The following is a 26,198-nucleotide window of genomic DNA, read 5'->3' on the forward strand; positions in this document are numbered from 1 at the left end:
GAAATATGCAGGCGTTGAGTCTTAACAGCGGCACACGTTCCCTGACGTTGGGCTACTGCTTTTCCAAATGTGGTGAGTTTGCCTTCGAAGCGGCCTTTGCCGTGGCAATCGTGTCCATGACCGATGCAGACCTGCTGTTGATTGGCATTGCCTATTTTTTCCGCTACTTGCCGAGCATGGTGTTTTCGCCCTTGGGGGGGTGGCTTGCGGATAACGCCGACAAGAAACGCACACTGTTTCTGGTAGAGGCCGCCAAAGGCATCCTGGCACTTGCCTTCTTCATGGCGTTCAGCCTGTTCGCGCCAGTATTGCCCGTGTTGGTTGGCCTGGTGATGGTCATGACCGCGCTCGAGTGTTTGTATGTGCCGACGTTTCGCGCGTACTTTCCCGACCTTGTCGAAAAGGACCAGTTGGCCTCGGTCAACAGCGGAATCCAGGTGATCGAGGATGCTGCCTCGATTATCGGCCCGCTGGTTTTCTCGGTGTGCGTGTTGCTGCTGTCTCGCGATGCAACGTTCCTGTTCTTTGCCATATGCCTGGTGTTGTCGGCCATTTCCATCGCAACGTTGGGGCCTGCCAGGCAAGGCGCCCGACAGGCATTCGAAGGCCGCGCCATCATCCGCGATGCGGCGCGCAGTGTTGGCCGGCTTAGGGCCAGCAATGCGCCATTGTTTGCTGTCATCGGCTGCACCACGCTCTGTGCGATGTTCGCGACGTCGGTGATTCGCTTCATCCTTCCGGCTTCGGTGCTGGAGCACTTTGCCTCTGAAGCGGCGGTCGGTTACGTGTTCTCGCTGTTGGCGGCAGGCACCGTATTGGGTGGCGTGCTCTACACACGCTTCAACCCGCGCACAACTGCGCGCTTGGTGCTGCGTTACTGGGTGTTGTACGGCGCGCTGTTCTTTGCGGCTGCAGTGGCGCTGCAATTCAACAGCTGGCTGTTTCTGCTGATGCTGTTTCTGGTCGGCTTCATTGGTGCATTCGTCGATATCGCCATCGTCACCAACATCCAATGCTTGTCGAGCGAGCATGAAGTTGGCCGCAACTTTTCCCTCTATTACTTCACAGCCGTCATTGGGGACGCCGTCTCAGGGCTGGTTGCCAGCCTGGTCTTCGTGCTTGCGGGCCCGGCAACTTTCATCTGGATGACGCTCATGCTGTTCATCGCGCCCGTGCGCTGGAACCTCAAAGGAACTGCACATGACACCGACCATCCTCTATAGCGCGGGGCTGCCCATGGCTGCATGGGAGGGCATGCAGGCGACCGTTTTCAATTCGTCAGTCAACCTCGCGCTCGCTTCGGTATTGCTATTGAAGCCTGAAGATGCGCTGCAACCCGCAGTGCGTGAGGCAGTGGAGCGTTGGGGCCTGCCGCTGTTCATCGCCTTGGAACATCGGCATAGCCCGGTAGAGGCAGGCGATGAGCAGCGAGTGGACATACCCTTGTCGGCACACGACAGGGCACGGTTGATGGCTGCCGCGCTCGCCTTCGAACAGCAGGCGCTGCCCCCTTTCACACGCACGGTTGCGTCTTTTGTTGGCAAGCGCCGGCCTACCTTCGCCTGCCCTGGGCACCAAGGTGGCGCATGTTTGCAGCAGCATCCTGCCGGGGCCCGTTTCATGAGCTTGCTGGGGCAGGGCGTGTTCCAGGTGGATGTGCCCCATGCCGCGCCCGAGCTGGGTGATGTGCTGAGCCATGAAGGCCCGGTACTGGAGGCGGAGGAACTGGCCGCAAGGGTGTTTGGCGCCGACGAGACCTGGTTCGTGCTCAATGGCACCTCCACCGCCAACAAGGTGGTTGCCAGCGCGCTGCTGGCGGCCGGCGACCTGGTTTTGCTGGATCGCAACAGCCACAAGTCGGTGTTTCTTGGCGCCTTGGTGCAGTGCGGCGCCTTGCCGGTGTACCTGGACAATGTGCGCGATGAGCGAGGATTGCTGGGCGGCTATCGCGTCGGTGCCCTGGATGAAGCCCATCTGCGCAGCTGGGCGGGGCAGGTCTGTGAGCGCCGGGCGCGCGAGCCCAGGCCCTTTCGCCTGGCGGTGATCCAGCAGGCAACGTGCGATGGGGTGGTGGTCGATGCGTCAGCCTTGTTGGCCCGCATCGGCCATCTGTGTGATTACGTGCTGTTCGATGGCGCCTGGGCCGGGTATGAGCCTTTTGTGCCGGCGCTGGCCGGGTTATCGCCGCTGAATGTGCAACTGACCGACGCCTCGCCTGGCATTGTCGTGACCCAGTCGGTGCACAAGCAGATGTCCGGCCTCTCGCAAACCTCGCAGATTCACAAGAAGGACCGGCATATCAGCCACCTGCGCCGCTACTGCAGCTGGCCGGTGTTCAACGCCGCATTCATGCAGCACGCCTCGACCAGCCCTTCTTATCCGCTGTTCATGTCGCTGGAAGTCAATGCGGCCATGCTCGCCGAGGGTGAGGGCGAGCGCCACTGGCGCCAGGCGTTGGCGGCTGCGCAGTGGTTGCGCGAGCAGGTGGGGCGCCGCTGTCGCTTGATCCGGCCGCTGATGCTGACCGTCTCGAATACCTCGAGCCAGTACCAGCCACAAGGTGCCTTGGCGATCGAGCCTGGCCTGCACCATGCCGACCCGTGCAAAGTCATTTTCCTCACCCACGGGCCGCTGGATATCCCGGCCTGCCTGATCACTCGCTACCTGCAGGACTGCGAGTTCACGCCGGAAAAAACCGACTTCTACACCTTCACCCTGCTGATGACGCCCTCTAGTGACAGTGCCGCCTTGAGCCGGCTGGTGGACGCGCTCGAAGCGTTCGAAGCGCATTGGCACACGGGGACTGCGGCGCTGCAGTTGCTGCCTTCGTTGCGTGGAGCTGCAGCTACTTACGAGGGGCTGTCCATTGCTGCGCTGGGCGAGCGCATCAATGCGCTTTATCGCACGCATCAGGTTGAGCAGCGGCAAAGCGAGATTTTCAGCGCAATCGGGGCGGCGCAGTGCGATCGCTCGCCTTACCAGGCCAACCAGCAGTTCGTGCGTGGTGAGGCCCGTTTGCGCTGTGTGAAGGAGGTGGTGGGCCAAGTGGCGGCCGAGGGGGTGATCCCGTACCCACCCGGGATCATGTGCATCGCCCCCGGCGAGCGCTGGACGGCTGCGTTGGTCGACTACCTGCAAGCCGTCGAGGCGTTGGCGGCGCTGTACTGCGAGTTCGCCCCGCATATCCAGGGTGTCCATGAAATGCGCAATGCCGATGGCTCTGCCTCGCTGGGGGTATTCGTGCTTGACTGAACACCCTCGACGGCCTGGCGGTGCGCGCAAGTTCATTCACGTCGACATGGACTCCTACTTCGTCGCCGTCGAGCTCCTGGATGCGCCCTGGTTGCGCGATCGGCCGGTCGCTGTGGGCGGCACGGCGCTGGAGCGGGGCGTGATCAGTACCTCCAACTACATTGCCAGGGCGTTTGGCGTCAGAAGCGGCATGGCAACCGCCACCGCGCAGCGCCTGTGCCCGGACTTGGTGCTGTTGCCTGTGCGCTTCGAGCGTTACGAGGCGGTCACTGGCAGGCTGGAGGAAATTTTCCGGCGCTTTACGCCGACCGTCGAGTTTCTCTCGCTGGATGAGGCCTCGCTGGATGTCACAGGGCAGCCGCACTGCAACGGTTCGGCGACACACATGGCCAGCCGTATCCGGGCAACCATCGAGCGAGAGCTGCAGTTGACGGCTTCGGCCGGCATCGCACCTTTGAAGTACCTGGCGAAAATGGCCTCTGAAGTGAACAAGCCCAATGGCCAGTTTGTGGTTGCACCGGATCAGGTGCAGGCCTTTCTTGCGAACCTGGACATTCGCAAGATCCCCGGGGTGGGGCCCAAGACCGGGGCTGTGCTGCAGGCCATGGGGTGCGTCAAATGCGCTGATGTCACCGAGCAGATGATCCCTGCGCTGCTGCGCCAGCTCGGGGCGCATGGTTTCTATGTGTGGGAGCGTTGCCGCGGGCAGGAGGGCTACGAAGGCAAGGCGGGCGGTGTGCAGTCGCTGGGCGTCGAGCACACCTTGCCCAGCGACTGCCATGACTTTGCGCGCTGCGCCAGCGAACTGGATGGACTGCTGGCGGCCCTGGCGGTGCGCATGGAGGCGCTTGGCGATGCGCCGCCGATTGTCAGGAACCAGGTCAAGCTGAAGTTTGCCGATTTCACCACGGCCAGTGCCGAGGCGGGCGCCCTGGCATTGGAACCGCAGGTGGTGCATGGCCTGTGCCGCATGCTTTGGAATACCAAGCGGCAGGGGCGAGCCGTGCGCCTGGTCGGCATTGCCGTCAAGATCCGCAGAAGTCTGCCGGACCCATTGCAACTTGAGTTGGGATTGTGAGCAGCCGGGCAGGCAACGCTGCGTCGACGCATGCTTTGCGATAGGCCCCCGGTGTCACCCCGTAGGCCTGCTTGAACTGCCGGCTCAAATGGCTCTGGTCTGCAAACCCTAGTGCGAACGCCACCTCAGAGGCTGCCTGGCCCCTTTTCAACAGATCACGGGCGTGGGTGAGGCGCCGCTGTTTCAACCAGGCGTGCGGCGGCAACCCGGTGGCCTGGCGGAACACACGGGCGAAATGGAAGGGCGACAAGTTGACCGCCGCCGCCAGTGCTTCCAGCGAAGGTGGGTCGGCCAGTTGGCTTTCCAGCAGCTCGCGGGCGCGGGCCACGGCCAAGGGCTCGTTGCCGGGGGCCGTGGGTTCGGGGCAATGGCCGTGGCGCTGCACCAGCGCCAGCACCGCCTGGCGCCAGGCGGTCTGTTGTTCGAGGGCGCTGGCGCCCAGCTCGGACAAGCGGTGCAGCTGGCTGAAGGCCGAGGCCAGCGCAGGGTCCTGGATCACGCTTTCGCGAAAGCGCGGCATGCCGTGGCGGCCCAGTTCCAGTTCGTCGAGCACGCCGGTGACCCGTTCATGCTCGGGGTAGAAACCACGATAGCGCCAGCCGGCCTCGTGGGCGGTGGCGCCGGTGTGCAGTTCGTCTGGGTTGATCAGCACCATGCTGCCGACCGGCGCCAGGTGCTCGCTGCCGCGGTGCCAGAAGCTCTGGGCACCGGACTCGATCACGGTGAACACATACCCTTCATGCACATGGGGCGCGAAGCGCTGCTGGATATAGCGCGCATGCAGCATCTCGACATCGCCCAGGGCGGGCGCCTGCCAGAGGTGGGCTTGTTCGCGCAGGGGCGTGGTCATGCCAGCCAGCTGCGCAGCAGGAAGAAGATCAGCATGCTCGCCAGCATGCTCAGCAATACGCTGCGGGTCAACAGCACCAGGGCGATGGCGACCAGGGCGCCGAGCAGGTAAGGGTTGAGCGGGCTCAGGTCGAGCTGGTGGCCGGGCAGGAAGATGATCGGCCCGCAGATGGCGGTGAGCATGCCGGGCACGGCGAAGCCGAGGAACTGCCGTGCGTTGGAGCTCAGGCGCAGCGGCAGGCGCGGTTCGAGGAAGGCGTAGCGGTTGAGGAACACCACGGCGCCCATGGCGAAGATCAGTAGCCAGGTCATGCGCGAACTCCCGAAAACTTCTGGCAGATGAAACCGGCGGCCATGCCCAGCAGGCCGGCGGCCACCAGTGCGGTTTCCCAGTGCCAGTAGCTGAACAGCACGGAGCAGAACAACGACACCGCCACACACACCACCGTGGCGAGGTTGCGCACCAGCGGCGCGATCAGCGCGACAAAGGTGGCGACGATGGAAAAGTCCAGGCCAAGTTGGTCTAGGTGCGGGATGTTCTGGCCCAGCACGATGCCGGCCAGGGTAAACAGGTTCCAGGCCACATAGAAGGTCAGCCCCACGCCAAGCGCGTACCAGCGGTTGAACTGTTGCTGGTCGTAGTGGCTGGTCAGCGCGAAGAATTCGTCGGTGAGCAGAAAGCCCAGCCCCAACCGCCAGCGCAACGGCTGGTTGGACAGCACCGGGCGCATCGACAGGCCATAGAGCAGGTGCTGCGAGGTCAGCAGCAGGGTGGTGAGCAGGATCGACAGCAAGTTGGCGCCGCCCTTGAGCATGCCGATGGCCACCAGTTGCGCCGCGCCGGCAAAAACGATCGCCGACAGGCCCTGGCCTTCCCAGGCGCTGAGGTTGGCCTCGATGGCCATGGAGCCGGCCAGCAAGCCCCAGGGGGCGACGGCAAGTGACAGTGGCAGGATGGCGATGGCGCCGTGGAGGAAGGCTTGGCGAGCGATAGGCGGATGCTTGGGCATGATGGCTGCGACACGGTTACTCGGTAGAGCAGCTTGCCAGAGCGCGCTGCGGCTGGCTTGAACGATCTTGCTGGTTTGCCGCCTTGAGCAGCGGCTGCTCATGCGATGGCCGAGGATTCAACGATGGCTGGTCAGCCGCTGCTGGGCGGCGAGGCATCCGTTGATATCCACGGCTTTCTGCAGCAGCGTCTGGCGATGCACCGGGTCGAGGTCGCCGAGCAGCCGATAGACCTCGGCCTGGTAATCCCGTTGCCGGCCCCACTGCATTTCCAGGCCTTGTGGCTGGCTGCGGCTACAGGCCAGGCGGGTGGCTGGCTGCGGGTAGTAAGCCGCGTACAGGGTGGCCATGCTCGGGATCGCTTCCAGCGCTTCACGGTAGGCATTGCTGACGTTGTACGGAGGGCACCAGGTGGCGATCGCAGTAGCCGGCGGGGCGAAACCCTGCTGCAGGCTCGCTTCCAGCAGCGGGCAGGCGGCATCGGCGATTTGGGCTGCGGGCAGGTAGGTGGTGTAGTAAAGCGCCAGGCGATATTGCGCCACGGGGTGGCCAAGCTCGACTGACTTTTCCAGCAGCGCCACAGCCGTCGGCAGGGTGCGGGCCAGGGCCTGACCCTGGCGGTTGAGCTCTGGGTCGCCGCCAACCGCGGTGCGCAGGGGGCTGGCACTGTCGTCCTGGTGGTCGGCCTGTTCCAGCAATGGCAAGGCCTGGCGATACAGCAGGTCGGCATGCGGGTCGATACGCACATCGAGCGCAAGCGCCGCCTGAGGCACCAGTGAGATGAGCAGCGCAGCCAGGTACGGTGGGATGGCTTGGGTGTTCATGACAATTGCAGCTGCGCCTCGGGCGTATCGGAACGACGCGGTATTCTAGCCAACCCGGGGGCATCACCGAAAGCTCGACGTGCGATTGTCAGACAAGCTTGATCGGCGTGACCTTGCGCTGGGCGTGTTTTTCCTGGGCCAGCCCCAGCTTGGCGGTGATCACCTTGGCCAGGGCGTTGTTGCCCAGGTCGTTCAGATGCAGGCGGTCGATGAACAGGTCGGCGCCGAATACCGGTGAGCTGCTGAGCATGCTGTTCATGTCGTAGCACGGCACCGGGTCGGCCTGGCTCTTGATGCGCCGGAAGAAGGCCATGTGCAGCTGGCTGTCGAAGGTGCCTTGCAATAGGCGGTCGAAATTGGTCGGCTGCCGCTCCAGCGCCGCCAGCATGGCGAGTTCGCCGCTAGGCAAGGCCTCGCGGCACCAGGGCAGCAACGGTTGCAGGATGAAGGTCAGGGTGGCATGGCTGTCGGCCAGCATGCGCTCCCATTGGCGCAGGGTGCGGCCGATGCTGTCGGCCGCACGTGTCAGGCGTTTTTCCGGGGCGCAGAGCGGCCAGTCTGCCAGGGGCGCGGGGCGTCGCGCGACGAACGCCTGCCCCAGGCGTTGCAGCCAGGACAATGGCCGCCCCGTGTCGATGGGGGGCATGCCTTCGTTGAAGCTGTTCAGGTAGGCCTGATGGGCCTGGGCGTAATGCGGGTCGTGTCGACCGGCCAGCACTTCGCCCAGGGCCTCTTGGGCCAGGGTGTTGAGCCCGCTGAGTAGCACCACATGGCCAATTTCGCCCAGCCGGTGCTGGTGGGTGAGGAACAGCAGCAGCTCGTGACTGGCGTTCAGACCGCAACCGGCCAGGTTCAGCCACACTTCGCCGGTCAGCATCGACAGGTGCGAGGCCACCGTGTGTTCATCGCTGCTGGCACCGATGCCCATGGCGGTTGAGCCGCCCACCAACAGGTTGATGCGCGCCACGCCACCGCGCTCGGCGGCGGAGTAGCGCTTGCCGGCGCAATGGCTGTAACGCAACCCGAGTGCGTCGGTATTGATGGTGCCGGAGCGGTAGCCGCTCTCGTGAACATGCAAGGTTTGCGGGGCGCGGCGGCTGCCCAGCTGCAGGAAGCGCTGGTAATCCTGCTGCAGCGGCAAGGGCAGGCCCTGGCCGTGTGCAGCGGTATCGAGGGTCGTCATGGGCGCTCCCTTGTTCGCTGGCTCAGCCCGCCAGTGCCTTGAGGTTGTAGGCCAGGCCACCGGCGGCGATCAGCAGCAATGCAACGCCCGAGGCCAGGGAAATCATGCGGTTGCTGCGTGGCGAGGTGATCTTGCCGATGGCGAAGATGTACAGGCTGAGCACGGCGAAATCGATGAATACCCACAGCAGGGACAGCACCACCATGCTCTTGCCGAACGACTCGGTGATCTGGATGAACTGCGGGAAGAAGGCGATGAAGAAGATGATGTCCTTCGGATTCGAGATGCCCACCATGAAGCCTTGCCAGAGGCCGCCGCGGGCAGCTTTCGGTGCTTGTTCGGCGGTTTCGCTGATGGCCGGCGCCTGCAGGCACTCGCGCAAGGTGCCCACGGCGATGTAGCCGATGAACAGGCAACCCAGCAGGCTCATGCCGCTGAGCCAGGCCTTGTCGATGGCTGCGCTGGTCAGGATGACCCAGGCCGCGGCGCCAATCAGCACCAGTGAAGCCCAGTTGGTGCCGACGGCGGTGAAGATCGCCTTGCGCGAGCCGGAAGCAGCGGCGGTATTGACGATCAAGGCCACTACCGGGCCTGGGGTGGCGATCAGCAGCAGGACAGTCAATGCGTAAGTCAGAGTGAGTGCGGTATTCACGGTCAGTTCTCGATCAGTGTGTCGGGTGTGGCGTGGGCGTGGGCATGAAAGGGGCAGCGCGACGGGTTGAGCGAGCCTGCTTCCTGCAGTTGGTATTGCTTCCATTCGAAGTTGTCGTCCTGGCCGAAAAAGCCCAGGCTTTCCGGCATGACGCCGTCGTTGTAGTGGCGTACACGGTCGCGAATGCGCGCGCGGATGCGTTGGCCGCTCTCGGTACTGGCATTGGCCACCTCGTCGAAGTTCTCCCGCGGGTTGATGACGAACGTGATGTGATTGCCCAGGTTGCGGCTCTTCATCTGCCGGTGGCCGGGGAAATTCATGTTGATGAACAACGGCATGCCGGCGTAGCAGAACGACCAGCCGTTGTCGTCCGGGTCGGTGGGGATTGAAGGTGGCCACGGCTGCGGGTCACGGGCATGCACGCCGCGCAGCACCTTCCAGGCCAGCGCCTGTTGCTCGGCGAGGGTGCACCCGGCGTCGGTTTCGAGAAACACCACCAGCGGGCTGCCGATGCGTTGCTTCACGGGTACCGGAGCGATATGACGCACGTAGTCGGCCAGGCCCTGGGCGATGTCGTCGGCCAGTTGCTCGGCACGGGCGAAGAGGATGTGGCAGGTTGCGCCATTTACCGCCTTGCGCCCGAACAGGCACGGAAAGTCGGGGTTGGCGAGAATGCTGCGAAAGTGTTGTAGTGTCTGGTATGTCCAGTGATGCGTGTTCCGCTCATGTTCGGCGGTCAGCTCTAGCGCATCCAGGCGAAAGCAATTTCCATAACCCGTAAACATGATTTCCCCAGGCGTTTAATTAATCGAAATTTCCAGTCATATGCAGGCAGGTTGTTGGCTTATCTTTGTTATTTACCTGCATTTTCTGAGACGCACTTAACGTTGTAAAACGCGTGGAACTATGACCTACTATTAGTCTTACTCATGCTTCGGGGGCTTCATGTCGGAACGGATCCAGGCTTTGCACGCACTGCGTGCTTTCGAGGTTGCCTCGCGTTATGGGTCGTTCACCCGTGCGGCCGAAGAGCTGGCGCTCACCCAGGGCGCGGTCAGCCATCACATCAAAACGCTGGAAGCCATGTTTGGCTGCGACCTGTTCGAACGCCGCGGCCCCAAGCTGAGCCTGACCGAGCACGGCCGCGTGCTGTCCCAGGAGCTCAAGGTCGGTTTCAAGATCATCGAGAACGCCTGTGCGCTGCTGCGCCAGGACCGCTACGGCCTGCGCCTCAAGGCTCCTTCGACGCTGACCGTGCGCTGGTTGCTCAGGGCCCTGGATGCATTCAAGAGGGCCGAAGATACCTGCAGCGTGCAGCTGTCGAGCGTGTGGATGGACATCGACACGGTGGATTTCTATTCCGAGCCTTACGACTGCGCCATCCTGCTGGCCAACGGGCGTTTTCCGGCCGATGTCGAAAGCTTCAAGCTGTTCGATGAATGGCTGATCCCGGTGTGCCACCCGGACTACATGACGCGCGCCCAGCCGGAGCTGGCGGACCTGCGCCACTGCGAGTTCCTGCACCCGTCCCCGGACCGCCGCGACTGGCGCCGTTGGCTGGCGCGCATGGATGCGCTGGACATCAGCATCGACCAAGGCCAGGTGTTCGACACCCTTGACCAGGGCATCTCGGCCGCCCAGCAAGGCCTCGGGATCTCGGTGGTCGACCTGGTACTGGCCACTGCCGACCTCGGCGCCGGGCGGCTGGTCACACCGTTCAAGCATGCCGTGTCCACTGGCGACGGCTATTACATGACCTGGCTCAAATCCAGCCCCAAGGCGCGGCAGATGCACAAGCTGCGTGACTTCCTGCTGGGCCAGGTACCGGCACTGGCCTACAAGGACATCGACTACCTGTACGGCTGAGCCGCACCGCCGGCCTCACAAGCGTGCGGTGCTCACGGTGATGTAGCCCTTGTCGAGCACGGCGATGCGGATCACCGTTTCATCGACGCACGCCTTGCGTTTCTGTTTGATGCACACCCCCTCGATGGCCGCAGCACGCATCTGCTGCGCGATGGCGCGGCCGCAGGGATCGAAGAACGCCTCGCTGGCGAGCAGCTCGATGCGTTCGATCAGCTGCCGCGTGCGCTCGTCGGTCACGCAGAAGAACAACACCCCGGAGAGGTGCGGGTCATCGTCCGGGTTGCTGACCTCGTGGGCCATCAGTTCACGCAGGGTCTTGCGCAGTTCTGCAGTAGTGCTGAGGTGCGGTTGCATGCGGAGCCTCCAGTGGATCGAACGCTGGCGCCGGAACGAAACCGGTACCGTCCAGGGGCGATGTTGTTTTCGGCGGAGGGTTACGACAAGTAAGACACTTCCGAGTGTTGCGTAGGAATTTTCTGAGAGCGCTGAAAGGATGCTTCAACCCCGTCGATGCGGCACAATTGCCCGCTCACCTGCACGCTGACCGAGGTCCCTATGAACAGCCACTTTCAAGCCGTCGACCTGAAGAAGGCCTACCGCCTGCTCAACCACGGCCCGACTGTGCTGGTGTCCGCCAGCCATCAAGGCGTGGACAACGTCATGGCAGCGGCCTGGGCCTGCGCACTGGACTTCGACCCGCCCAAGGTCACCGTGGTGCTGGACAAGGGCACCCGCACCCGGCAGCTGGTCGAAGGCAGTGGTTTTTTCGTGATCCAGGTGCCGACAGCTGCCCAGGCGCGGCTCACCCATCAGGTGGGCACCCGCAGCCTGTTCGATCAGCCTGACAAACTGGCCCACATCGGTGTCGAGCTGGAGCGTGTGGAGGGGCATGCGGCGCCGTTGGTGAAGGGCTGCTCGGCCTGGCTGATGTGCCGGGTGATCGAGGAGCCGCACAACCAGAACACCTATGACCTGTTCATTGGCGAAGTGGTGGCGGCGTGGGCGGATGACCGGGTGTTCAAGGATGGGCACTGGGCCTATGAACATGCCGACCCGCAGTGGCGCAGCTTGCACTACGTAGCGGGTGGGCATTTTTATGCGATTGGTGATGCGGTGGTGGTCGACTCGCAGGCGTGAACCTACCGGCCCATCGCCAGCAAGGGCCCCATCAATCCCTGGAATATCGGGGTACCTGTGGGAGCCGGCTTGCCGGCGATTGGGCCGCGCAGCGGCCCCCTCAGCGCATCACCCCAGAACCTCCCGCTTGAACCGCAACCGCCACCCATGCAGCAACGGCTCGGTATAGCCGTTCGGCTGCTCACGACCCTCGAACACCAGCGCCTGCGCCGCACGGTATGCATGCGAGCCGGCAAGATTCCCCGCCATCGGTCGATAGGCCGCATCCCCGGCATTCTGCTGGTCGACCACCTTGGCCATGCGCTGCAGCGTCGTTTCCACCTGCTCGGCCGTGACCACGCCATGCAGCAACCAGTTGGCAATGTGCTGGGCCGAGATGCGCAGGGTGGCACGGTCTTCCATCAGGCCGACGTCATGGATGTCCGGCACCTTGGAACAGCCGACTCCTTGCTCCACCCAGCGCACCACATAGCCGAGAATGCCTTGGCAGTTGTTGTCCAGTTCGGCCTGGATATCCGCTGCGCTCCACGGCCGGTCCGGGCTGACGGGAATGCTCAGCAGGCCCTCCAGCAAGGTATCGCGCTCGGTGGCCGGGTCGACCTGCTCCAGTGCTTGCTGCACCGCGGCCACATCCACCTGGTGATAGTGCAGTGCGTGCAAGGTCGCGGCCGTGGGCGAGGGCACCCAGGCGGTGTTGGCGCCGGCCTTGGGCTGGGCAACCTTCTGTTCCAGCATGGCTGCCATCAGGTCAGGCATGGCCCACATGCCCTTGCCGATCTGCGCCTTGCCGCGCAGGCCGCAAGCCAGCCCCACCAGCACGTTGTTGCGTTCGTAGGCCTGGATCCAGGCGCTGTGTTTCATGTCGCCCTTGCGCAGCATGGCGCCCGCCTGCATGGCGGTGTGCATCTCGTCGCCGGTGCGGTCGAGGAAACCGGTGTTGATGAACACCACCCGTGCTGCGGCGCTGGCGATGCAGGCCTGCAGGTTGATGCTGGTGCGCCGTTCTTCATCCATGATGCCCATTTTCAGGGTATGCCGTGGCAGGCCGAGCAGGTCTTCGACGCGGCTGAACAACTGGTCGGCGAAGGCGACCTCGGCCGGGCCGTGCATCTTCGGCTTGACGATGTACAGGCTGCCCTCGCGGGAGTTGCCTCGGCGTTTGAGGTCGTGCAGGCCGATCAGGCTGGTGACCACCGCATCGAGGATGCCTTCGGGAATTTCATGGCCGTCGCGATCATGGACCGCCGGGTTGGTCATCAGGTGGCCGACGTTGCGGATGAACAGCAGCGAACGGCCTGGCAGGGTCAGCGGCTTGCCATTGGCGCCCTGGTACTGGCGGTCTTCGGCCAGCATCCGATTGAAGGTCTTGCCACCTTTGCTGACTTGTTCGCTAAGGTCGCCCTTCATCAAACCCAGCCAGTTGCGGTAGACGTTGACTTTGTCTTCGGCATCCACGGCCGCCACCGAATCTTCGCAGTCGATGATGGTGGTCAGTGCGGCCTCCATGAGGATGTCCTTGATCCCGGCCAGGTCGGCCTGGCCGATGATGCTGCTGGCGTCGACCTGGATTTCGAAGTGCAGGCGGTGGTGCCGCAGCAGGATGGCCGTTGGTTGGCCTGGGTCACCCTGGTAACCCTGAAATTGCTCGGCGGTTTCAAGACCGACCTGGCGGCCATCCTTCAAGGCCACACGCAGCGCCCCTTGCACGATGGCATAGGCGCTGGCATCGGCATGGGAGGCGCCTGCTAGCGGCGCAGCCTGGTCGAGGAAGCGTCGGCCGTAGGCAATGACCTTTGCGCCGCGCGTAGGGTTGTAGCCTTGGCCACGTGCGGCGTTGTCGCTGTCGGCGATTGCATCGGTACCGTATAGCGCGTCGTACAGCGACCCCCAGCGGGCATTGGCGGCGTTGAGGGCATAGCGAGCGTTGCTCAGCGGCACCACGAGCTGCGGGCCGGCCTGCTCGGCGATCTCGCGGTCGACGTTGGCGGTGCTTATTTTCACCGAAGCAGGGCTGTCGACCAGGTAGCCGATGCCGCGCAAGAAGCCCTGGTAGGCCGCCATGTCGCTGATCGGGCCAGGGTGCTGGCGGTGCCATTGATCGAGTTCAGCCTGCAGGCGGTCGCGCTCGGCCAGCAATTGGCGATTGCGCGGGGCAAGGTCGTGGACCAGGCTGCTGAAGCCGTGCCAGAAACTGGCAGCGTCGATGGCCGTGCCGGGGAGCACTTCGTCTTCGATGAAGCGCTGCAGGATAGGGGCGACCTTGAGTGGGTTCATGTTGGTCTCGCTGTTCATGTTCATTCAATAGAGAGGGTGTCAGTACCTGCGATCACACAGCCGCGGCTCCCGCCTTGGCCACCTGGGCATCCTGTTCGGGCTTGACCCCGGACACACCGATGGCACCCACCACCTGGCCATCGACGCGCAACGGCACGCCGCCTTCCAGGCTGGTGAGCAGGGGCGCGGTGACGAACGCGGTGCGGCCGTTATTGACCATCTGCTCGTAATCGCGAGTGTCCTTGCGCCCGAGTGCGGCGCTCCGGGCCTTTTCCAGGGCGATATAGGCGCTGGCCGGGGCGCAGCCGTCCAGGCGCACCAACCCCAGGGGATGGCCGCCGTCGTCGACCACGGCGATGGTCACGTTCCACTGTTGCGCCTCGGCTTCCTGGCGGGCGGCGGCGAGCAGGCGCGCCACCTCGTCCTGGCCGATCACGGACTTGCTATGCATGGCGGTTCTCCTGGTCAAGGGCTGCTTCGACGATTTCGATCCAGTGCCGCACCGGGGTTCGGCCAGCACCGTCGAGGTGGGTCTGGCAGCCGATGTTGGCGGTGGCGATGACTTGTGGCTTGCCGCTTTCCAACGCGTCGAGGCGGTTGTCGCGCAGTTGCCGCGACAGCCCCGGCTGGGTCAGCGAATAGGTGCCGGCAGAGCCGCAGCACAAATGCCCGTCCGGTACCGGGGTAAGGGTGAAGCCCAGGCGGGTCAGCAGGCTTTCCACCTGGCCGCCAAGCTTCAGTGCGTGCTGCAGGGTGCAAGGGCAGTGGAAGGCCAGGCGTTGTTCGGCGCACAGGCCAAGCTGTTCGACGGGCTCGTCGCGCAGCACTTGCACCAGATCGCGCGAAAGAGCGCTGACCCTCGCCGCCTTGGCGGCGTAGTGGGGATCGTTTTCCAGCAGGTGGCCGTAGTCACGCACGAAGGCGCCACAGCCGCTGGCAGTCTGCACGATGGCTTCGGCGCCAGCCTCGATGGCCGGCCACCAGGCATCGATGTTGCGCCGGGCACGTTGCAGGCCTTGTTCCTGGGCGTTGAGGTGGTAGTCCACTGCGCCGCAACAGCCCACTTCGTACGCCGGCTCGACACTGATGCCGAGCCGGTCCAGCAGGCGTGCCGCTGCCGCGTTGGTATTGGGTGACAGGGCAGGCTGCACGCAACCTTCGAGCAGCAGCACCCGGCGCGCATGGCGCGGCGCCGGGCGTTCACCTGCCGGGGCCACCCGGGCAGGCAGCTTGTTTTTCAGTGTGGCCGGCAACACCGGGCGCAGCGCCTGGCCGGTGCGGGCCAGGGCCTTGAACAGTGCCGGCCGTGGGACCACGGCGCGCAGGCCCTGGCGCAGCAGGCGCTGGCCGAGCGGGCGGGTGACCTGCTGGTCGACCACGGCGCGGCCGATGTCCAGCAGGTCATGGTATTTCACCCCGGACGGGCAGGTGGTTTCGCAGTTGCGGCAGGTCAGGCAGCGGTCCAGGTGCAGTTGGGTGCTGGCGCTGACCGGCTCGCCTTCGAGTACCTGCTTGATCAGGTAGATGCGCCCGCGCGGGCCGTCCAGTTCATCGCCGAGCAACTGGTAGGTGGGGCAGGTGGCGGTGCAGAAGCCGCAGTGCACGCAGCTGCGCAGGATGCTTTCGGCCTCTTCGGCGCGGGCCAGGCCCTTGGCGCTTTCGCTCAGGTTGGTTTGCATGGCGTGGCCTCACAGGTCCGGGTACAGGCGGCCAGGGTTGAACACACCCTGGGGGTCGAGTTGCTGCTTGAGCGCGTGGTGGTAACGCATCAGTGCGGCGGGCAGCGGCGCGCTGCTGTCGTCGCCCGGGGCGTAGCCGGTGGCGTGGCCGCCGGCCTTGGCCACCTGTTCGCGGATGTGCTGCACTGGCGCGTTCGTCTTGAGCCAGCGCTGCGCACCGCCCCAGTCGATCAATTGTTGCCCTGGCAGGTCCAGCTCGGCCGTGGCGAGGGGCACCGACAGCCGCCACAGCGGGGCGGGGTCTTCGAAGAAGGGCAGGCGCTGTTCGCGCAGGTCGCTCCAGAAGCGGCTGTCGAGCACGTCGCCGCCCAGGCGCTGGCGGGCGGACTGCACCGAACCTTCACCGCCTTCCAGGCGCAGGTACAGGGCTTCGCCGTCATGGCTGGCGGCGCTGATCGGCAGCGGTTGCTGGCCCCACTCGGCGAGGGCGTCCAGGGCGTGGTGGCGGTCCATTTCCAGGCGCAGGCTCAGGCACTGGCGCGGGCGCGGCAGCACCTTGAGCGACACCTCGGTCAGCAGCCCCAGGCAGCCAAAGCTGCCGGCCATCAGCCGGGATACGTCATAGCCGGCGACGTTCTTCATCACCTCGCCCCCAAAGCGCAGCAACTTGCCGTGGCCGGTGATGACGCGCGTGCCCAGCACGTAGTCGCGCACCGCGCCGGCCCACGGCCGGCGTGGCCCGGACAGCCCGGCTGCGACCATGCCGCCGAGGGTCGCCTCGGGCCCCAGGTGGGGTGGCTCGCAAGGCAGCATCTGCCCGGCCTCGTGCAGGGCCGCCTCGATTTGCAGCAAGGGCGTGCCGGCGCGGGCGGTGAGCACCAGTTCGGTGGGGTCGTAGCTGACGATCCCCCGATGGCTGCGGGTGTCGAGCACTTCTCCGGCCACGGGGCGGCCGAGCATGGCCTTGCTGTTGCCACCCTGGATGCGCAACGGGGTGCCCAGGTTCAGCGCCTGGTTGACCTGCTCGAGCAGGTCCTGGCTCATGTCGCGGTCCAGGCTCATCAGAAGCGCTCCAGTTCGGGGAAGGGCAGTTGACCGTGATGCACGTGAAGGGCGCCGAACTCGGCGCAGCGGTGCAGGGTGGGGATGTTCTTGCCCGGGTTGAGCAGCCCCTGCGGGTCGAAGGCGGCCTTCACGGCATGGAATAAGGTGATTTCGTCGCTGTTGAACTGTGCGCACATCTGGTTGATCTTTTCGCGCCCCACACCGTGCTCGCCGGTGATGCTGCCACCCACCGCCACGCACAGTTCGAGGATGCGCCCGCCGATGGCTTCGGCACGCTCCAGTTCGCCGGGCAGGTTGGCATCGAACAGGATCAGCGGGTGCATGTTGCCGTCGCCGGCGTGGAACACGTTGGCCACGCGCAGGCCGTATTCCTCGGAGAGTTCGCTGATGCCCTTGAGTACCCGTGGCAGTTCGCGGCGGGGGATGGTGCCGTCCATGCAGTAATAGTCCGGCGAAATCCGCCCCACCGCCGGGAAGGCGTTCTTGCGCCCGGCCCAGAAGCGCACGCGTTCGGCCTCGTCGCAGGCCAGGCGTACCTCGCGCGCGCCGGCCTGCTGCAGCACCGCCGCGACCCGTTCGCAGTCGTCCTGCACGTCAGCTTCCACGCCATCGAGTTCGCACAGCAGGATCGCCGCGGCGTCTACCGGGTAACCGGCGTGGATGAAGTCCTCGGCGGCGCGAATGGCCAGGTTGTCCATCATCTCCAGGCCGCCGGGGATGATGCCAGCGGCGATGATTTCGGCCACCGCCCGGCCTGCGTCCTCGACGCTGTCGAAGCTGGCCAGCAGCACCCGCGCCACCTGGGGCTTGGGCAGCAGTTTCACGGTGACTTCGGTGACGATGCCGAGCATGCCCTCGGAGCCGGTGAACAGCGCCAGCAGGTCGAAGCCTGGGCTGTCGAGGGCATCGCTGCCGAGGGTCAGGCGTTCGCCTTCGACGGTGAGAATCTCGACCTTGAGCAGGTTGTGCACGGTCAGGCCGTATTTCAGGCAGTGCACGCCGCCTGCATTTTCGGCGACGTTGCCGCCGATGGAGCAGGCGATCTGCGAGGAGGGGTCGGGGGCGTAATACAGCCCGTACGGCGCGGCTGCCTGGGAGATGGCCAGGTTGCGCACACCCGGTTGAACGCGGGCGAATCGGCCTTGGGTGTTGACCTCGAGAATGCGATTGAAGCGGGCCATCACCAGCAGGATGCCCTTGGCCAGCGGCAGTGCACCACCGGACAGGCCCGTGCCTGCGCCACGGGCCACCACCGGCACACCGCGCTGGTGGCAGAACTTGAGCAAGGTCTGCACCTGTTCCAGGCGCTCGGGCAGCACCACCAACAGCGGCACCGTGCGGTAGGCCGACAGGCCATCGCACTCGTAGGGTTTGAGGTCTTCTGCGCGGTGCAGGATCGCCAGGTCTGGCAGGGCATCGCGCAGCGCCTGGAGCAAACTTGGCAGGTCCACGGCCGGCAACGCACCGTCGACGCGTTCGTCGTACAGAATGTTCATGGGCTCACTCGGTTCTTGTTGTTGTTTGCCTCTGCTTTCAGCCTGCGCCGTGCGGGACAGTTGGTCGAGTGGTGTGGAAACTGGTCCTACCAGTTTTTCAGGGAGACTCTGTTCATTGATGGCCTTGGGCGGCTAGATTGGTGGGTATGTCAGCAGTGGTCCTACCAGTTAAGGAGTGCTCATGGGTGCGCAAGGCAAGGGCAACGTTGCTGACCAGGTGGCCGAACGGGTCGAGCGGCTGATCGTTGAAGGGGTGCTCAAGGTGGGCCAGGCACTGCCCTCGGAGCGGCGCCTGGTGGAGAAACTTGGCTGTTCACGCTCGGCGCTGCGCGAGGGCCTGCGCATCTTGCGCGGGCGCGGCATCATCGACACCGAGCAAGGGCGCGGTTCGTTCGTCGCCGACCTGACTGGCCAGCCGGTCGCCACGCCACTGATGCACCTGTTCAGCTCGCAGCCGCGCACGCTGTTCGACCTGCTGGAAGTGCGGGCTTTGCTCGAGGCCGAATCGGCGCGCCTGGCGGCGTTGCGCGCGACGGATGTGGACCGCCTGCTGATCCGCCGCCGCTACGAAGACATGCTCGCGGCCCATGCTGCCGGCGAGACCTTGGACCCACGAGAACATGCCCGCCGCGACCATGCATTTCATCGGGCGATCAGCGAGGCCTCGCACAACCCGGTGCTGGTGCACACGTTGCAGTCGCTGAGCGATCTGACCTTGAGCACGGTGTTCGCTTCGGTGAACAACCTGTATTGCCGCCCGGCGCAGAAGCGCCAGATCGACCGCCAGCATGCGCGGTTGTATCACGCAGTGATGGAGCAGTTGCCCGAGCAGGCGCAGCGGGCGGCGCGGGAGCATATCAATGGGATTCGCGACAGCTTGCGCGAGATCGAGCAGGAAGAGCAGCGGTTGGTGCGGGCGACCATGCGGATGGATGGGTGGGGGTGAGGGTGCCTTTGGTGGCCCTATCGCCGGCAAGCCGGCTCCCACGGGTGCTCCATTGATTTCAGGTTCAGTGGGGTACCTGTGGGAGCCGGCTTGAACTGGTCAACTAATTTTGGACACCGGTTTAGGTTTTATGCCGCTGCCTTCAGCTTTTTCTCCATGGCTACCGGGGTTTCGTAACCGTTGTAGCTGTGGAGGCGCTTCAGGTTGTAGCGCACCAAGTAAGCCTGGATGTCCGCCCGAGCTTGCTCTTCGGTTTCATAGCCCTTAGCAGGGATCCACTCTGATTTCAGGGCCCCGAAGAAACGCTCCATGGCGGCGTTGTCCCAGCACTGTCCGCGATGACTCATGCTCTGGTTCAGGCTGTACTCTTCAAGTGCAGCCCTGAATTTGTGGCTGGTGTACTGACATCCCTGGTCGGAATGAAACATCACGCCTGTCGGTTTGCCACGGGACTCGGCCGCCATGTGCAGTGCGTTACAGGCCAGCCTGGCGTCCGCAATCATCGAAAATGCCCAGCCGACTACACGGCGCGCATAAAGGTCGATCACAGCGGCCAAGTACAGCCAGCGCTTGCCAACCTGGATGTACGTCACGTCTCCACACCAAACCTCGTTGATCGTCGAAACTTTGAAATTTCGCTTCAGCTGATTCTCAGCAATCAATGCTTCCACGCCTGATGAGCGGTACCGGTGCGGCCTACGCTGCCTGCACTTAAGGTTAGCTTCACGCATCAGCGCACGTACTTTGTAACGCCCAATCTTATGGCCGTCGCGTCGTAACTCCTGGGTTAGCGTCCGCGACCCGGCCGAATCGCGAGAGGCTTTGAAGTGGCCTTCCACAGCCGAGCGTAACTGATCCCGTTCAGGATTTTTTCGGGCTTGGCGCTGGCGCCACGCATAGAAACTGCTGCGCTTGACCCCAAGCACGCGACAGCATTCGACAACACCATATTGCTCACTCAGTTCGTTGATCAGCGAGAACGATCTTTGGAGTCCCGAAGCAGGAGAGCACTGGCCTTTTTTAGGATTTCGATATCTCGATCTTTCTGCCGAACCAGTGCCTCAAGCTCTTGGATTCGATGTTGATCCGGGGTAATGGCCTTGGCTCCAGCTGGCACCTGGCCCTCCCGCTCCTTGCGCACCTGTTCGACCCAACGCCGCAGGGCTGTAGGCCCAATCTCAAGCATTTCGCAGACTTCGGGGACTGACTGGCCACCGTCCAGCACCATCTCGGCAGCCCGGACTTTCTGTTCTTTCGAGTATGACTTTCGCACTGATTTTGCCTCCAATTGGGCGCCATCATAGCGCCCTAAGAAGGTGTCCAAAATCATTAGGCCAGTTCAGCTTGCCGGCGATTGGGCCGTTACAAACGCTGCATCACTCGGACAGCTGCTTGATCATCGCCACTGTCAGATACAGCCGCGGCGCAATGCTGGCCAGTTCGATGTATTCATCATCCCCATGCAAACCCGCGCCCACCACGCCCATGGTTTCCAGCACCGCCGGCTTGTCGCTGCCCGGCACATAGGCATAGCCCGCATCCGTACCGAAACGCATGGCAATCGGCTCGATCTTGCGCCCCACCTCGCCATACAGCTGCTGCGCAGTCTGTGCCAGCTTCGCCGAGCCGTCGTTGCGCGCCAGTGGTGGCCGGCCCTTTTCAAGGGTAACCGTGGTCTGGGTGTCGGCCACCAATGGCTTTTTGACGATGCGTTGGGCATCGGCCTGCACCCGGTCGGTTTCACTAAGGTCGGAATAGCGCATATCGGCTTCGGCCGTGGCCAACGCCGGGATGATGTTGGCCTTTTCACCGGCCTTGGCCAGGGTCCAGTTCACCGTGGTGCCCTTGCTCGCATCGCCCAGGTCCTTCAACTGAAGGATCTGGTGGGCCAGTTCGGTCAGGGCGTTGCGGCCTTCTTCGGGTGCTGATCCGGCGTGGGAGGCACGGCCCTTGACCTCCAGCTTGAGGCGGTTGATGCCGTTGGTGGCGACCGTCACCGCGTCCTTGTCCGGTGGCTCGTAAGAGAACACGTAGTCATGCTTGCGGGCCAGTTCGGCAATCATCTGCTTCGAACCAGCCGAGCCCATTTCTTCGTCCGGGTTGAACAGCACGGTCAACGTGCGATAGCCCTTGAACTGTTGCTCCTGCAGCAGCTTCACCGCATGCAGGATCATCGCCACGCCACCTTTGGCATCGGCAACACCCGGGCCATAGGCGCGCGGCCCGTCGATCCGGAAAGGCCGTTTGGCAACGGTGCCGGGGACGAACACGGTGTCGTAATGCACCATCAGCAAAAAGTCCTTGCTGCCGGTGCCTTTGAATGTGCCGACGATGTTGTCGCCCACCGAGGGCTTGGCCGGGTGGGTCTGCACCTCGGCGCCCAAGGCCTCGAGTCGTTTGACCAGTTCGGCGCCAACCTGCGTCAGGCCAGCTTCGGTGCCTGTGCCGGTATCGACGGAAACTAGTGCTTTCAGGGTGTCCAGATAAGCCGGCTGTTCGTCCTGGGCCTGTTTGAGCAAGGCCTCAGGGGAGGTGTCGGCAGCGGTTGCCTGGGTACAGGCGATGAGCAGCGCCAGGGCGATGGCGTGGGGAGGGCGGAGCAATGGCATGGGAGCGTCCTTGTTTTACGTGAACGGTTGAGCCTAGCTCCTCTGCCGCAACCGTGTGGAGCAATGGCGGCCCTCCGCGAGCGAGCCCAGCGCCTGCGCATGCTGCAGGCATAGGCTCGCTCGCGAGTGGGCCCTAGTGATTAGCCACCGGGTCGTCCTGGCTCAGAATGGCCCTGGCCAATTCTTCGTCACTGGCCTGCAGGCCAGGATGGTCCTTGCGCGCCTGTTCCAGTGCCGACTCCACGTAGGCACCACGAATGGCACCGTCGCTGGCGACGAAGGCGGAGAGTTCGTCACGAGCCGGAATGATCCGTTTGTCGTCCTTGAAGGTCGAGTACAGCGAGGCGGAAACGCCAGCCGAGGTAGCGACGTCGCCCGCATCGACGTCGGCCAGGGCAGCACCGGCAGGCAGCAGGAGCAGCAAGGCGGGAGCGAGGATAAGGTGGCGCATGACGTGTTCTCCAGTAGCGTGAAGCCCAAAGGAAAGTACCACTCAGTGATTAAGAAAACGGAACCGTGGTGGTAGTTCCCTTGGCTTTCTGTTGCTCATGCCCTGCGGCTGTCGTTGCCCCGGATCTGGCGGGCGACGAACGCGCTGATGTTGTCTACGGCACTGTCCATCAGTTGCTGCATGGCGTCTTCGCTGCTCCAGGCGATGTGCGGGTTGAGCAGGAAGTCGTCGCGTTCGATCAAGGCATTCTGGTACTGCGCCTGGACCAGGCCAGGCGGTTGCTGGTGGACACCAGCTAGAACATCACCCCCCTCGCGCTGGCGTGCGGGTTTTGCGATGCGTCGCACTTCATGCTGTGGTTTCGCAAGCTGTACGGCGAGACGCCGTACAGCTTTCGCAAGCGACGTCATGAGTGGAGCGGTTGGATTGGCAGGGAGGGTAGCCCTGGAGCCCGAATTGTGACTGGCCGCTCCTACTGGGCGCGCTTGCGTAAGTTACCGAGCACCACCTCACAAGCAGCATCCCACCCCGGCTGTTGCTGCAGCACCGCCAACCCCTGTGCAGTGAACGTCCCCGGCGTGGCAATCGCCTCTCCCAACGCCTTCAGGCTGTACCCCGGCTGCGCGCGGGCGCTGCTCAGGCAATCCTGCAGGTTGCCCAAAACCAGTTCGCGCGCCTGGGCGTCGGGCAGCCCCTTGCCCGCCAGCCACTGCTGCAAATCGTGCAGCAGGAAGTAGAACCAGCCATTCATGCACGCCGCCACCGTGGCCAACTCGAACGCCGCTTCATCCTCGAGCACCACCCGCTGGCCCAACGGCCCCAGGCATTGTTCGATCAGTGGGTCATGCGGGCAGACCACCACGGTGGTCTGGTTGCTTTGCGCCGCATACGACAGCATCACCCGTACGCATCGCGCGCCGGGAAAGGCGCCGGCCAACTGCGCCAGGCTCACCCCAGCTGCCAGCGAAACCAGGTGTTGGCCAGGGCGCAGGCGCACTTCCGCTGCCACCTGCGCGAGCGCTTCGGGGCGCACGCCCAGTATCAATACATCGGCCCGTTCGACCAGCGCCTGGTTGCTCGGCAGCACCAGGCACCGTTGTTCGTCTGCCAGCGTCTGGGCACGCTCGGCATTGCGCGGTGACAGCAGGATAGGGCCAGCATGGCCACTGCGGCGCAGGCCAATGACCACTTTTTCGGTGAGCTCTCCGACCCCGAGAATACCCAGGCTGTACATGATGCCTCCCTTAGACTGTCTGGTTCGAGCCACTATCGCACGTGGGTGGTAACGGGGCATATAACGAGAGCGACGAGCCGTGTCACATTTACCGCCCTCGGTGTCTCGTAGAGCCAGCCTATCGGCCCCTAATAGCCACTCTATTAGAAGTATGCCCAAGCTCGACTAGTCTTTCCCCTGGCCCTGCAGCAAGCCCGAGGGCCCCGTGTCGGAACGTGACCGACCAGACCTGATAAGGGGTAGGCATGAGCCCATGTGCTCGGCTGGAAAGAACACCTGGCATAGACCGGAAATCTGGATAACCGACCCAAAGGTAACCGCAGATGTCGAACGAATCGAAATGCCCGTTCCATCAAACCGCAGGTGGCGGCACCACCAACCGTGACTGGTGGCCTGACCAGCTCAACCTGAGAATTCTCCACCAGCATTCAGCCAAGTCCAGTCCCGACCCGGACTTCGACTATGCCAAGGCGTTCAAAAGCCTCGATTTCCAGGCCCTGAAGCGTGACCTGACCGCCTTGATGACCGACTCCCAGGACTGGTGGCCGGCCGACTTCGGCCATTATGGCCCACTGTTCATCCGCATGGCCTGGCACAGCGCCGGTACCTACCGCATCGGTGATGGCCGTGGCGGCGCCGGCTCCGGCCAGCAACGCTTCGCTCCGCTCAACAGCTGGCCCGACAACGTCAGCCTGGACAAGGCCCGGCGCCTGCTGTGGCCGATCAAGCAGAAGTACGGCAACAAGATCTCCTGGGCCGACCTGATCGTGCTCACCGGCAACGTTGCCCTGGAATCCATGGGCTTCAAGACCTTCGGCTTCTCCGGCGGGCGCGCCGACGTGTGGGAACCGGACGAAGACGTGTACTGGGGCTCGGAAAAGGTCTGGCTGGGCGGTGACACCCGCTACGGCAAGGAACAGTTGAAGGCCCAGCCCCCCGGGCAGGGTGACCTGGTGGCCGAGCCTGCCAAGCACGGCGAAGAACAGAACCGCAACCTGCAGGCCGAGCGCAACCTGGAAAACCCGTTGGCTGCCGTGCAGATGGGGCTGATCTACGTGAACCCGGAGGGCCCGGAAGGCAACCCCGACCCAGTGGCCTCGGGCAAGGACATCCGCGAGACCTTCGGCCGCATGGCCATGAACGATGAGGAAACCGTGGCGCTGATCGCCGGTGGCCATGCCTTCGGCAAGACCCACGGTGCCGGCCCGGCCGATAATGTCGGCCCCGAGCCGGAAGCGGCAGGCCTGGAACAGCAGGGCTTCGGCTGGGCCAACACGTTCGGCACCGGCAAGGGGGGCGACACCATCACCAGCGGCCTGGAAGTGACCTGGACCTCGACCCCGACCCGCTGGAGCAACGAGTACCTCAACAACCTGTTCAACTTCGAATGGGAACTGACCAAGAGCCCGGCTGGCGCCAACCAGTGGCGGCCGAAAGAGGGCAAGGGTGCGGGCACCGTGCCGGATGCCCATGACCCGAGCAAGAAACACGCGCCGTCCATGCTCACTTCCGACTTGGCACTGCGCTTCGACCCGATCTACGAACCGATCGCCCGGCGCTTCAAGGACAACCCCGACCAGCTGGCAGATGCCTTTGCCCGCGCCTGGTACAAGCTGATCCACCGCGACATGGGCCCGCTGGCGCGCTACCTCGGGCCGGAAATGCCTAACGAGGAACTGCTCTGGCAAGACCCGCTGCCCAAGGCCGACCAGGCGGCGCCGGGTGAGCAGGACATCGCTGCACTCAAGAGCAAGATCCTCGCTTCGGGGCTGAGTGTTGGCGAGCTGGTGTCCACCGCCTGGGCCGCCGCCTCGACCTTCCGCGGCTCCGACAAGCGCGGTGGTGCCAACGGTGGCCGCCTGCGCCTGGCGCCACAGAAGGACTGGGCGGCCAACCAGGGCACCGACAAGGTGCTGGCGGCGCTGGAGAAGATCCGCGCCGAGTCCGGCAACAAGGTCTCTCTGGCCGACCTGATCGTGCTGGGCGGTACCGCCGCCGTGGAGAAGGCCGCCAAGGATGCCGGCTACACCGGCAGCGTGGGGTTCCGCCCGGGCCGCGTGGATGCCTCCCAGGCGCAGACCGACGTCGAGTCGTTCGCCGTGCTGGAGCCGCTGGCCGATGGTTTCCGCAACTTCAGCAAGGCCCGTTACAGCGTCAAGGCCGAGAAGCTGCTGCTGGACAAGGCCCAGTTGCTGACCTTGACCGCGCCGGAGCTGACCGTGCTGATCGGTGGCCTGCGGGTGCTGGGCGCCAACCATGGCGGCAGCAAGCATGGGGTGTTCACCGACAAGCCGGGCACCTTGAGCAACGACTTCTTCCGCAACCTGCTGGACATGGGCGTGGAGTGGAAGCCGACTTCGGACGACAACGAAACCTTCGAAGGCCGCGACCGCAAGACCGGGCAAGTGAAATGGACCGGTAGCCGGGTCGACCTGGTGTTTGGGTCGCACGCCCAGTTGCGGGCGTTGAGCGAGGTGTATGGCAGCAGTGATGGCAAGGACAAGTTCGTCAGGGACTTTGTGGCGGCTTGGGTGAAAGTGATGGAGCTGGATCGGTTTGATCTGAAGTAATGGTGCATAGGGGCTGCTTTGCAGC

The 26,198-nt window shown here is 64.1% G+C and carries 26 protein-coding genes; 7 read left to right on the top strand and 19 right to left on the bottom strand.

The features are described 5' to 3' along the window. The first annotated feature begins 5 nt into the window (after nt 1-5). Genes KU43P_RS10190 through dinB form a run of 3 tightly spaced genes read left to right on the top strand, consistent with a single transcriptional unit; the run spans nt 6 to nt 4,330 of the window. Nucleotides 6-1,223: an MFS transporter gene (locus KU43P_RS10190; protein ID WP_317662766.1), complete on the top strand. Its 1,218-nt coding sequence runs from the start codon at nt 6-8 to the stop codon at nt 1,221-1,223. Then, nucleotides 1,201-3,252 carry an ornithine decarboxylase gene (locus KU43P_RS10195; protein ID WP_317662767.1) on the top strand — a complete coding sequence of 684 codons (2,052 nt, stop codon included), beginning with the start codon at nt 1,201-1,203 and terminating at the stop codon, nt 3,250-3,252. The genes KU43P_RS10190 and KU43P_RS10195 overlap by 23 nt, the downstream gene beginning before the upstream one ends. Next, on the top strand, nt 3,245-4,330 hold the full coding sequence (gene dinB / locus KU43P_RS10200; protein WP_317662769.1) for a DNA polymerase IV: 1,086 nt from the start codon (nt 3,245-3,247) through the stop codon (nt 4,328-4,330). The genes KU43P_RS10195 and dinB overlap by 8 nt, the downstream gene beginning before the upstream one ends. Here the strand turns inward: dinB and KU43P_RS10205 are convergent. The 7 genes from KU43P_RS10205 to KU43P_RS10235 all read right to left on the bottom strand — a co-directional run bounded on the left by KU43P_RS10205 (nt 4,278) and on the right by KU43P_RS10235 (nt 9,631). Next, nucleotides 4,278-5,180 carry an AraC family transcriptional regulator gene (locus tag KU43P_RS10205; protein ID WP_317662771.1) on the bottom strand — a complete coding sequence of 301 codons (903 nt, stop codon included), beginning with the start codon at nt 5,178-5,180 and terminating at the stop codon, nt 4,278-4,280. The two genes, dinB and KU43P_RS10205, sit on opposite strands and share 53 nt — an antisense overlap. Continuing rightward, nucleotides 5,177-5,491, bottom strand: a complete 315-nt coding sequence (locus tag KU43P_RS10210; RefSeq protein WP_317662773.1) for an AzlD domain-containing protein — start codon at nt 5,489-5,491, stop codon at nt 5,177-5,179. Before KU43P_RS10210 ends, KU43P_RS10205 begins: the two co-directional genes overlap by 4 nt. Beyond that, entirely contained in the window at nt 5,488-6,189 is a 702-nt protein-coding gene (locus KU43P_RS10215; RefSeq protein ID WP_317662775.1) for an AzlC family ABC transporter permease, read from the bottom strand. Before KU43P_RS10215 ends, KU43P_RS10210 begins: the two co-directional genes overlap by 4 nt. A 117-nt stretch (nt 6,190-6,306) precedes the next feature. Then, a complete protein-coding gene (locus KU43P_RS10220) occupies nt 6,307-7,011 on the bottom strand; it encodes a sel1 repeat family protein (protein ID WP_317662776.1) in 705 nt (234 codons plus the stop codon). A gap of 88 nt (nt 7,012-7,099) precedes the next feature. After that, complete coding sequence (locus tag KU43P_RS10225) at nt 7,100-8,194, bottom strand: hypothetical protein (protein WP_317662777.1); 1,095 nt, start codon at nt 8,192-8,194, stop codon at nt 7,100-7,102. A gap of 22 nt (nt 8,195-8,216) precedes the next feature. Next, nucleotides 8,217-8,846: a LysE family translocator gene (locus tag KU43P_RS10230; RefSeq protein ID WP_317662778.1), complete on the bottom strand. Its 630-nt coding sequence runs from the start codon at nt 8,844-8,846 to the stop codon at nt 8,217-8,219. 2 nt (nt 8,847-8,848) lie between these two features. Then, nucleotides 8,849-9,631: a YqcI/YcgG family protein gene (locus KU43P_RS10235; RefSeq protein ID WP_317662780.1), complete on the bottom strand. Its 783-nt coding sequence runs from the start codon at nt 9,629-9,631 to the stop codon at nt 8,849-8,851. A gap of 160 nt (nt 9,632-9,791) precedes the next feature. Between KU43P_RS10235 and KU43P_RS10240 the strand changes: the two genes are divergently transcribed. Next, nucleotides 9,792-10,712 carry a LysR substrate-binding domain-containing protein gene (locus KU43P_RS10240; protein WP_317662781.1) on the top strand — a complete coding sequence of 307 codons (921 nt, stop codon included), beginning with the start codon at nt 9,792-9,794 and terminating at the stop codon, nt 10,710-10,712. Nucleotides 10,713-10,727: 15 nt separating this feature from the next. On the opposite strand, the gene KU43P_RS10245 is transcribed toward KU43P_RS10240, so the two are convergent. After that, on the bottom strand, nt 10,728-11,066 hold the full coding sequence (locus KU43P_RS10245) for a hypothetical protein (RefSeq protein ID WP_317662783.1): 339 nt from the start codon (nt 11,064-11,066) through the stop codon (nt 10,728-10,730). Between the two features lie 201 nt (nt 11,067-11,267). Between KU43P_RS10245 and KU43P_RS10250 the strand changes: the two genes are divergently transcribed. Then, nucleotides 11,268-11,849 carry a flavin reductase family protein gene (locus tag KU43P_RS10250; RefSeq protein ID WP_317662785.1) on the top strand — a complete coding sequence of 194 codons (582 nt, stop codon included), beginning with the start codon at nt 11,268-11,270 and terminating at the stop codon, nt 11,847-11,849. A 108-nt stretch (nt 11,850-11,957) separates the two neighbouring features. On the opposite strand, the gene KU43P_RS10255 is transcribed toward KU43P_RS10250, so the two are convergent. Genes KU43P_RS10255 through glcD form a run of 5 tightly spaced genes read right to left on the bottom strand, consistent with a single transcriptional unit; the run spans nt 11,958 to nt 18,363 of the window. Beyond that, complete coding sequence (locus KU43P_RS10255) at nt 11,958-14,141, bottom strand: malate synthase G (RefSeq protein WP_317662787.1); 2,184 nt, start codon at nt 14,139-14,141, stop codon at nt 11,958-11,960. Between the two features lie 34 nt (nt 14,142-14,175). Further along, nucleotides 14,176-14,574 (bottom strand): heme-binding protein, encoded by a 399-nt coding sequence (locus KU43P_RS10260; RefSeq protein ID WP_317662789.1) that lies wholly within the window; start codon nt 14,572-14,574, stop codon nt 14,176-14,178. After that, nucleotides 14,567-15,802: a glycolate oxidase subunit GlcF gene (gene glcF / locus KU43P_RS10265; protein WP_317662791.1), complete on the bottom strand. Its 1,236-nt coding sequence runs from the start codon at nt 15,800-15,802 to the stop codon at nt 14,567-14,569. The genes KU43P_RS10260 and glcF overlap by 8 nt, the downstream gene beginning before the upstream one ends. Nucleotides 15,803-15,811: 9 nt before the next feature. Then, a complete protein-coding gene (gene glcE, locus KU43P_RS10270; protein ID WP_317662793.1) occupies nt 15,812-16,864 on the bottom strand; it encodes a glycolate oxidase subunit GlcE in 1,053 nt (350 codons plus the stop codon). Then, a complete protein-coding gene (gene glcD, locus KU43P_RS10275; protein WP_317662795.1) occupies nt 16,864-18,363 on the bottom strand; it encodes a glycolate oxidase subunit GlcD in 1,500 nt (499 codons plus the stop codon). The genes glcE and glcD overlap by 1 nt, the downstream gene beginning before the upstream one ends. A gap of 181 nt (nt 18,364-18,544) precedes the next feature. On the opposite strand from glcD, the gene glcC reads away from it, so the two are divergent. Continuing rightward, nucleotides 18,545-19,309 carry a transcriptional regulator GlcC gene (gene glcC, locus KU43P_RS10280; RefSeq protein WP_317662796.1) on the top strand — a complete coding sequence of 255 codons (765 nt, stop codon included), beginning with the start codon at nt 18,545-18,547 and terminating at the stop codon, nt 19,307-19,309. Nucleotides 19,310-19,437: 128 nt separating this feature from the next. On the opposite strand, the gene KU43P_RS10285 is transcribed toward glcC, so the two are convergent. The 6 genes from KU43P_RS10285 to KU43P_RS10310 all read right to left on the bottom strand — a co-directional run bounded on the left by KU43P_RS10285 (nt 19,438) and on the right by KU43P_RS10310 (nt 23,603). After that, nucleotides 19,438-20,283 (bottom strand): IS3 family transposase, encoded by an 846-nt coding sequence (locus KU43P_RS10285; protein WP_317663767.1) that lies wholly within the window; start codon nt 20,281-20,283, stop codon nt 19,438-19,440. After that, nucleotides 20,280-20,639, bottom strand: a complete 360-nt coding sequence (locus KU43P_RS10290; RefSeq protein WP_317658071.1) for a transposase — start codon at nt 20,637-20,639, stop codon at nt 20,280-20,282. The genes KU43P_RS10285 and KU43P_RS10290 overlap by 4 nt, the downstream gene beginning before the upstream one ends. Nucleotides 20,640-20,685: 46 nt before the next feature. Then, nucleotides 20,686-21,918: a M20/M25/M40 family metallo-hydrolase gene (locus KU43P_RS10295; RefSeq protein WP_317662797.1), complete on the bottom strand. Its 1,233-nt coding sequence runs from the start codon at nt 21,916-21,918 to the stop codon at nt 20,686-20,688. Nucleotides 21,919-22,051: 133 nt separating this feature from the next. Next, the gene (locus KU43P_RS10300; protein WP_317662798.1) at nt 22,052-22,369 is read right to left on the bottom strand and encodes a DUF2388 domain-containing protein; all 318 of its coding nucleotides are present in this window, start codon (nt 22,367-22,369) and stop codon (nt 22,052-22,054) included. Nucleotides 22,370-22,464: 95 nt separating this feature from the next. After that, nucleotides 22,465-22,716 carry a hypothetical protein gene (locus tag KU43P_RS10305; RefSeq protein ID WP_317662800.1) on the bottom strand — a complete coding sequence of 84 codons (252 nt, stop codon included), beginning with the start codon at nt 22,714-22,716 and terminating at the stop codon, nt 22,465-22,467. A 125-nt stretch (nt 22,717-22,841) separates the two neighbouring features. Further along, entirely contained in the window at nt 22,842-23,603 is a 762-nt protein-coding gene (locus tag KU43P_RS10310) for an NAD(P)-binding domain-containing protein (RefSeq protein WP_317662802.1), read from the bottom strand. A gap of 323 nt (nt 23,604-23,926) precedes the next feature. Here KU43P_RS10310 and katG point away from each other — a divergent pair, with 323 nt between their 5' ends. Continuing rightward, nucleotides 23,927-26,173 carry a catalase/peroxidase HPI gene (gene katG, locus KU43P_RS10315; RefSeq protein WP_317662804.1) on the top strand — a complete coding sequence of 749 codons (2,247 nt, stop codon included), beginning with the start codon at nt 23,927-23,929 and terminating at the stop codon, nt 26,171-26,173. The last annotated feature ends 25 nt before the right edge of the window (nt 26,174-26,198 follow it).

Source organism: Pseudomonas sp. KU43P (genome assembly GCF_033095865.1).
Taxonomy (GTDB): domain Bacteria; phylum Pseudomonadota; class Gammaproteobacteria; order Pseudomonadales; family Pseudomonadaceae; genus Aquipseudomonas.

Coding starts and splice junctions, on each gene's coding strand:
- glcD (WP_317662795.1), bottom strand. CDS start 18,363: ATGAACATTCTGTACGACGAACGCGTCGACGGTGCGTTGCCGGCCGTG.
- KU43P_RS10225 (WP_317662777.1), bottom strand. CDS start 8,194: ATGACGACCCTCGATACCGCTGCACACGGCCAGGGCCTGCCCTTGCCG.
- KU43P_RS10210 (WP_317662773.1), bottom strand. CDS start 5,491: ATGACCTGGCTACTGATCTTCGCCATGGGCGCCGTGGTGTTCCTCAAC.
- KU43P_RS10235 (WP_317662780.1), bottom strand. CDS start 9,631: ATGTTTACGGGTTATGGAAATTGCTTTCGCCTGGATGCGCTAGAGCTG.
- KU43P_RS10245 (WP_317662783.1), bottom strand. CDS start 11,066: ATGCAACCGCACCTCAGCACTACTGCAGAACTGCGCAAGACCCTGCGT.
- KU43P_RS10255 (WP_317662787.1), bottom strand. CDS start 14,141: ATGAACAGCGAGACCAACATGAACCCACTCAAGGTCGCCCCTATCCTG.
- KU43P_RS10250 (WP_317662785.1), top strand. CDS start 11,268: ATGAACAGCCACTTTCAAGCCGTCGACCTGAAGAAGGCCTACCGCCTG.
- KU43P_RS10310 (WP_317662802.1), bottom strand. CDS start 23,603: ATGTACAGCCTGGGTATTCTCGGGGTCGGAGAGCTCACCGAAAAAGTG.
- KU43P_RS10195 (WP_317662767.1), top strand. CDS start 1,201: ATGACACCGACCATCCTCTATAGCGCGGGGCTGCCCATGGCTGCATGG.
- KU43P_RS10260 (WP_317662789.1), bottom strand. CDS start 14,574: ATGCATAGCAAGTCCGTGATCGGCCAGGACGAGGTGGCGCGCCTGCTC.
- KU43P_RS10220 (WP_317662776.1), bottom strand. CDS start 7,011: ATGAACACCCAAGCCATCCCACCGTACCTGGCTGCGCTGCTCATCTCA.
- katG (WP_317662804.1), top strand. CDS start 23,927: ATGTCGAACGAATCGAAATGCCCGTTCCATCAAACCGCAGGTGGCGGC.
- glcF (WP_317662791.1), bottom strand. CDS start 15,802: ATGCAAACCAACCTGAGCGAAAGCGCCAAGGGCCTGGCCCGCGCCGAA.
- glcE (WP_317662793.1), bottom strand. CDS start 16,864: ATGAGCCTGGACCGCGACATGAGCCAGGACCTGCTCGAGCAGGTCAAC.
- KU43P_RS10295 (WP_317662797.1), bottom strand. CDS start 21,918: ATGCCATTGCTCCGCCCTCCCCACGCCATCGCCCTGGCGCTGCTCATC.
- KU43P_RS10240 (WP_317662781.1), top strand. CDS start 9,792: ATGTCGGAACGGATCCAGGCTTTGCACGCACTGCGTGCTTTCGAGGTT.
- glcC (WP_317662796.1), top strand. CDS start 18,545: ATGGGTGCGCAAGGCAAGGGCAACGTTGCTGACCAGGTGGCCGAACGG.
- KU43P_RS10300 (WP_317662798.1), bottom strand. CDS start 22,369: ATGCGCCACCTTATCCTCGCTCCCGCCTTGCTGCTCCTGCTGCCTGCC.
- KU43P_RS10190 (WP_317662766.1), top strand. CDS start 6: ATGCAGGCGTTGAGTCTTAACAGCGGCACACGTTCCCTGACGTTGGGC.
- KU43P_RS10290 (WP_317658071.1), bottom strand. CDS start 20,639: ATGATTTTGGACACCTTCTTAGGGCGCTATGATGGCGCCCAATTGGAG.
- KU43P_RS10205 (WP_317662771.1), bottom strand. CDS start 5,180: ATGACCACGCCCCTGCGCGAACAAGCCCACCTCTGGCAGGCGCCCGCC.
- KU43P_RS10215 (WP_317662775.1), bottom strand. CDS start 6,189: ATGCCCAAGCATCCGCCTATCGCTCGCCAAGCCTTCCTCCACGGCGCC.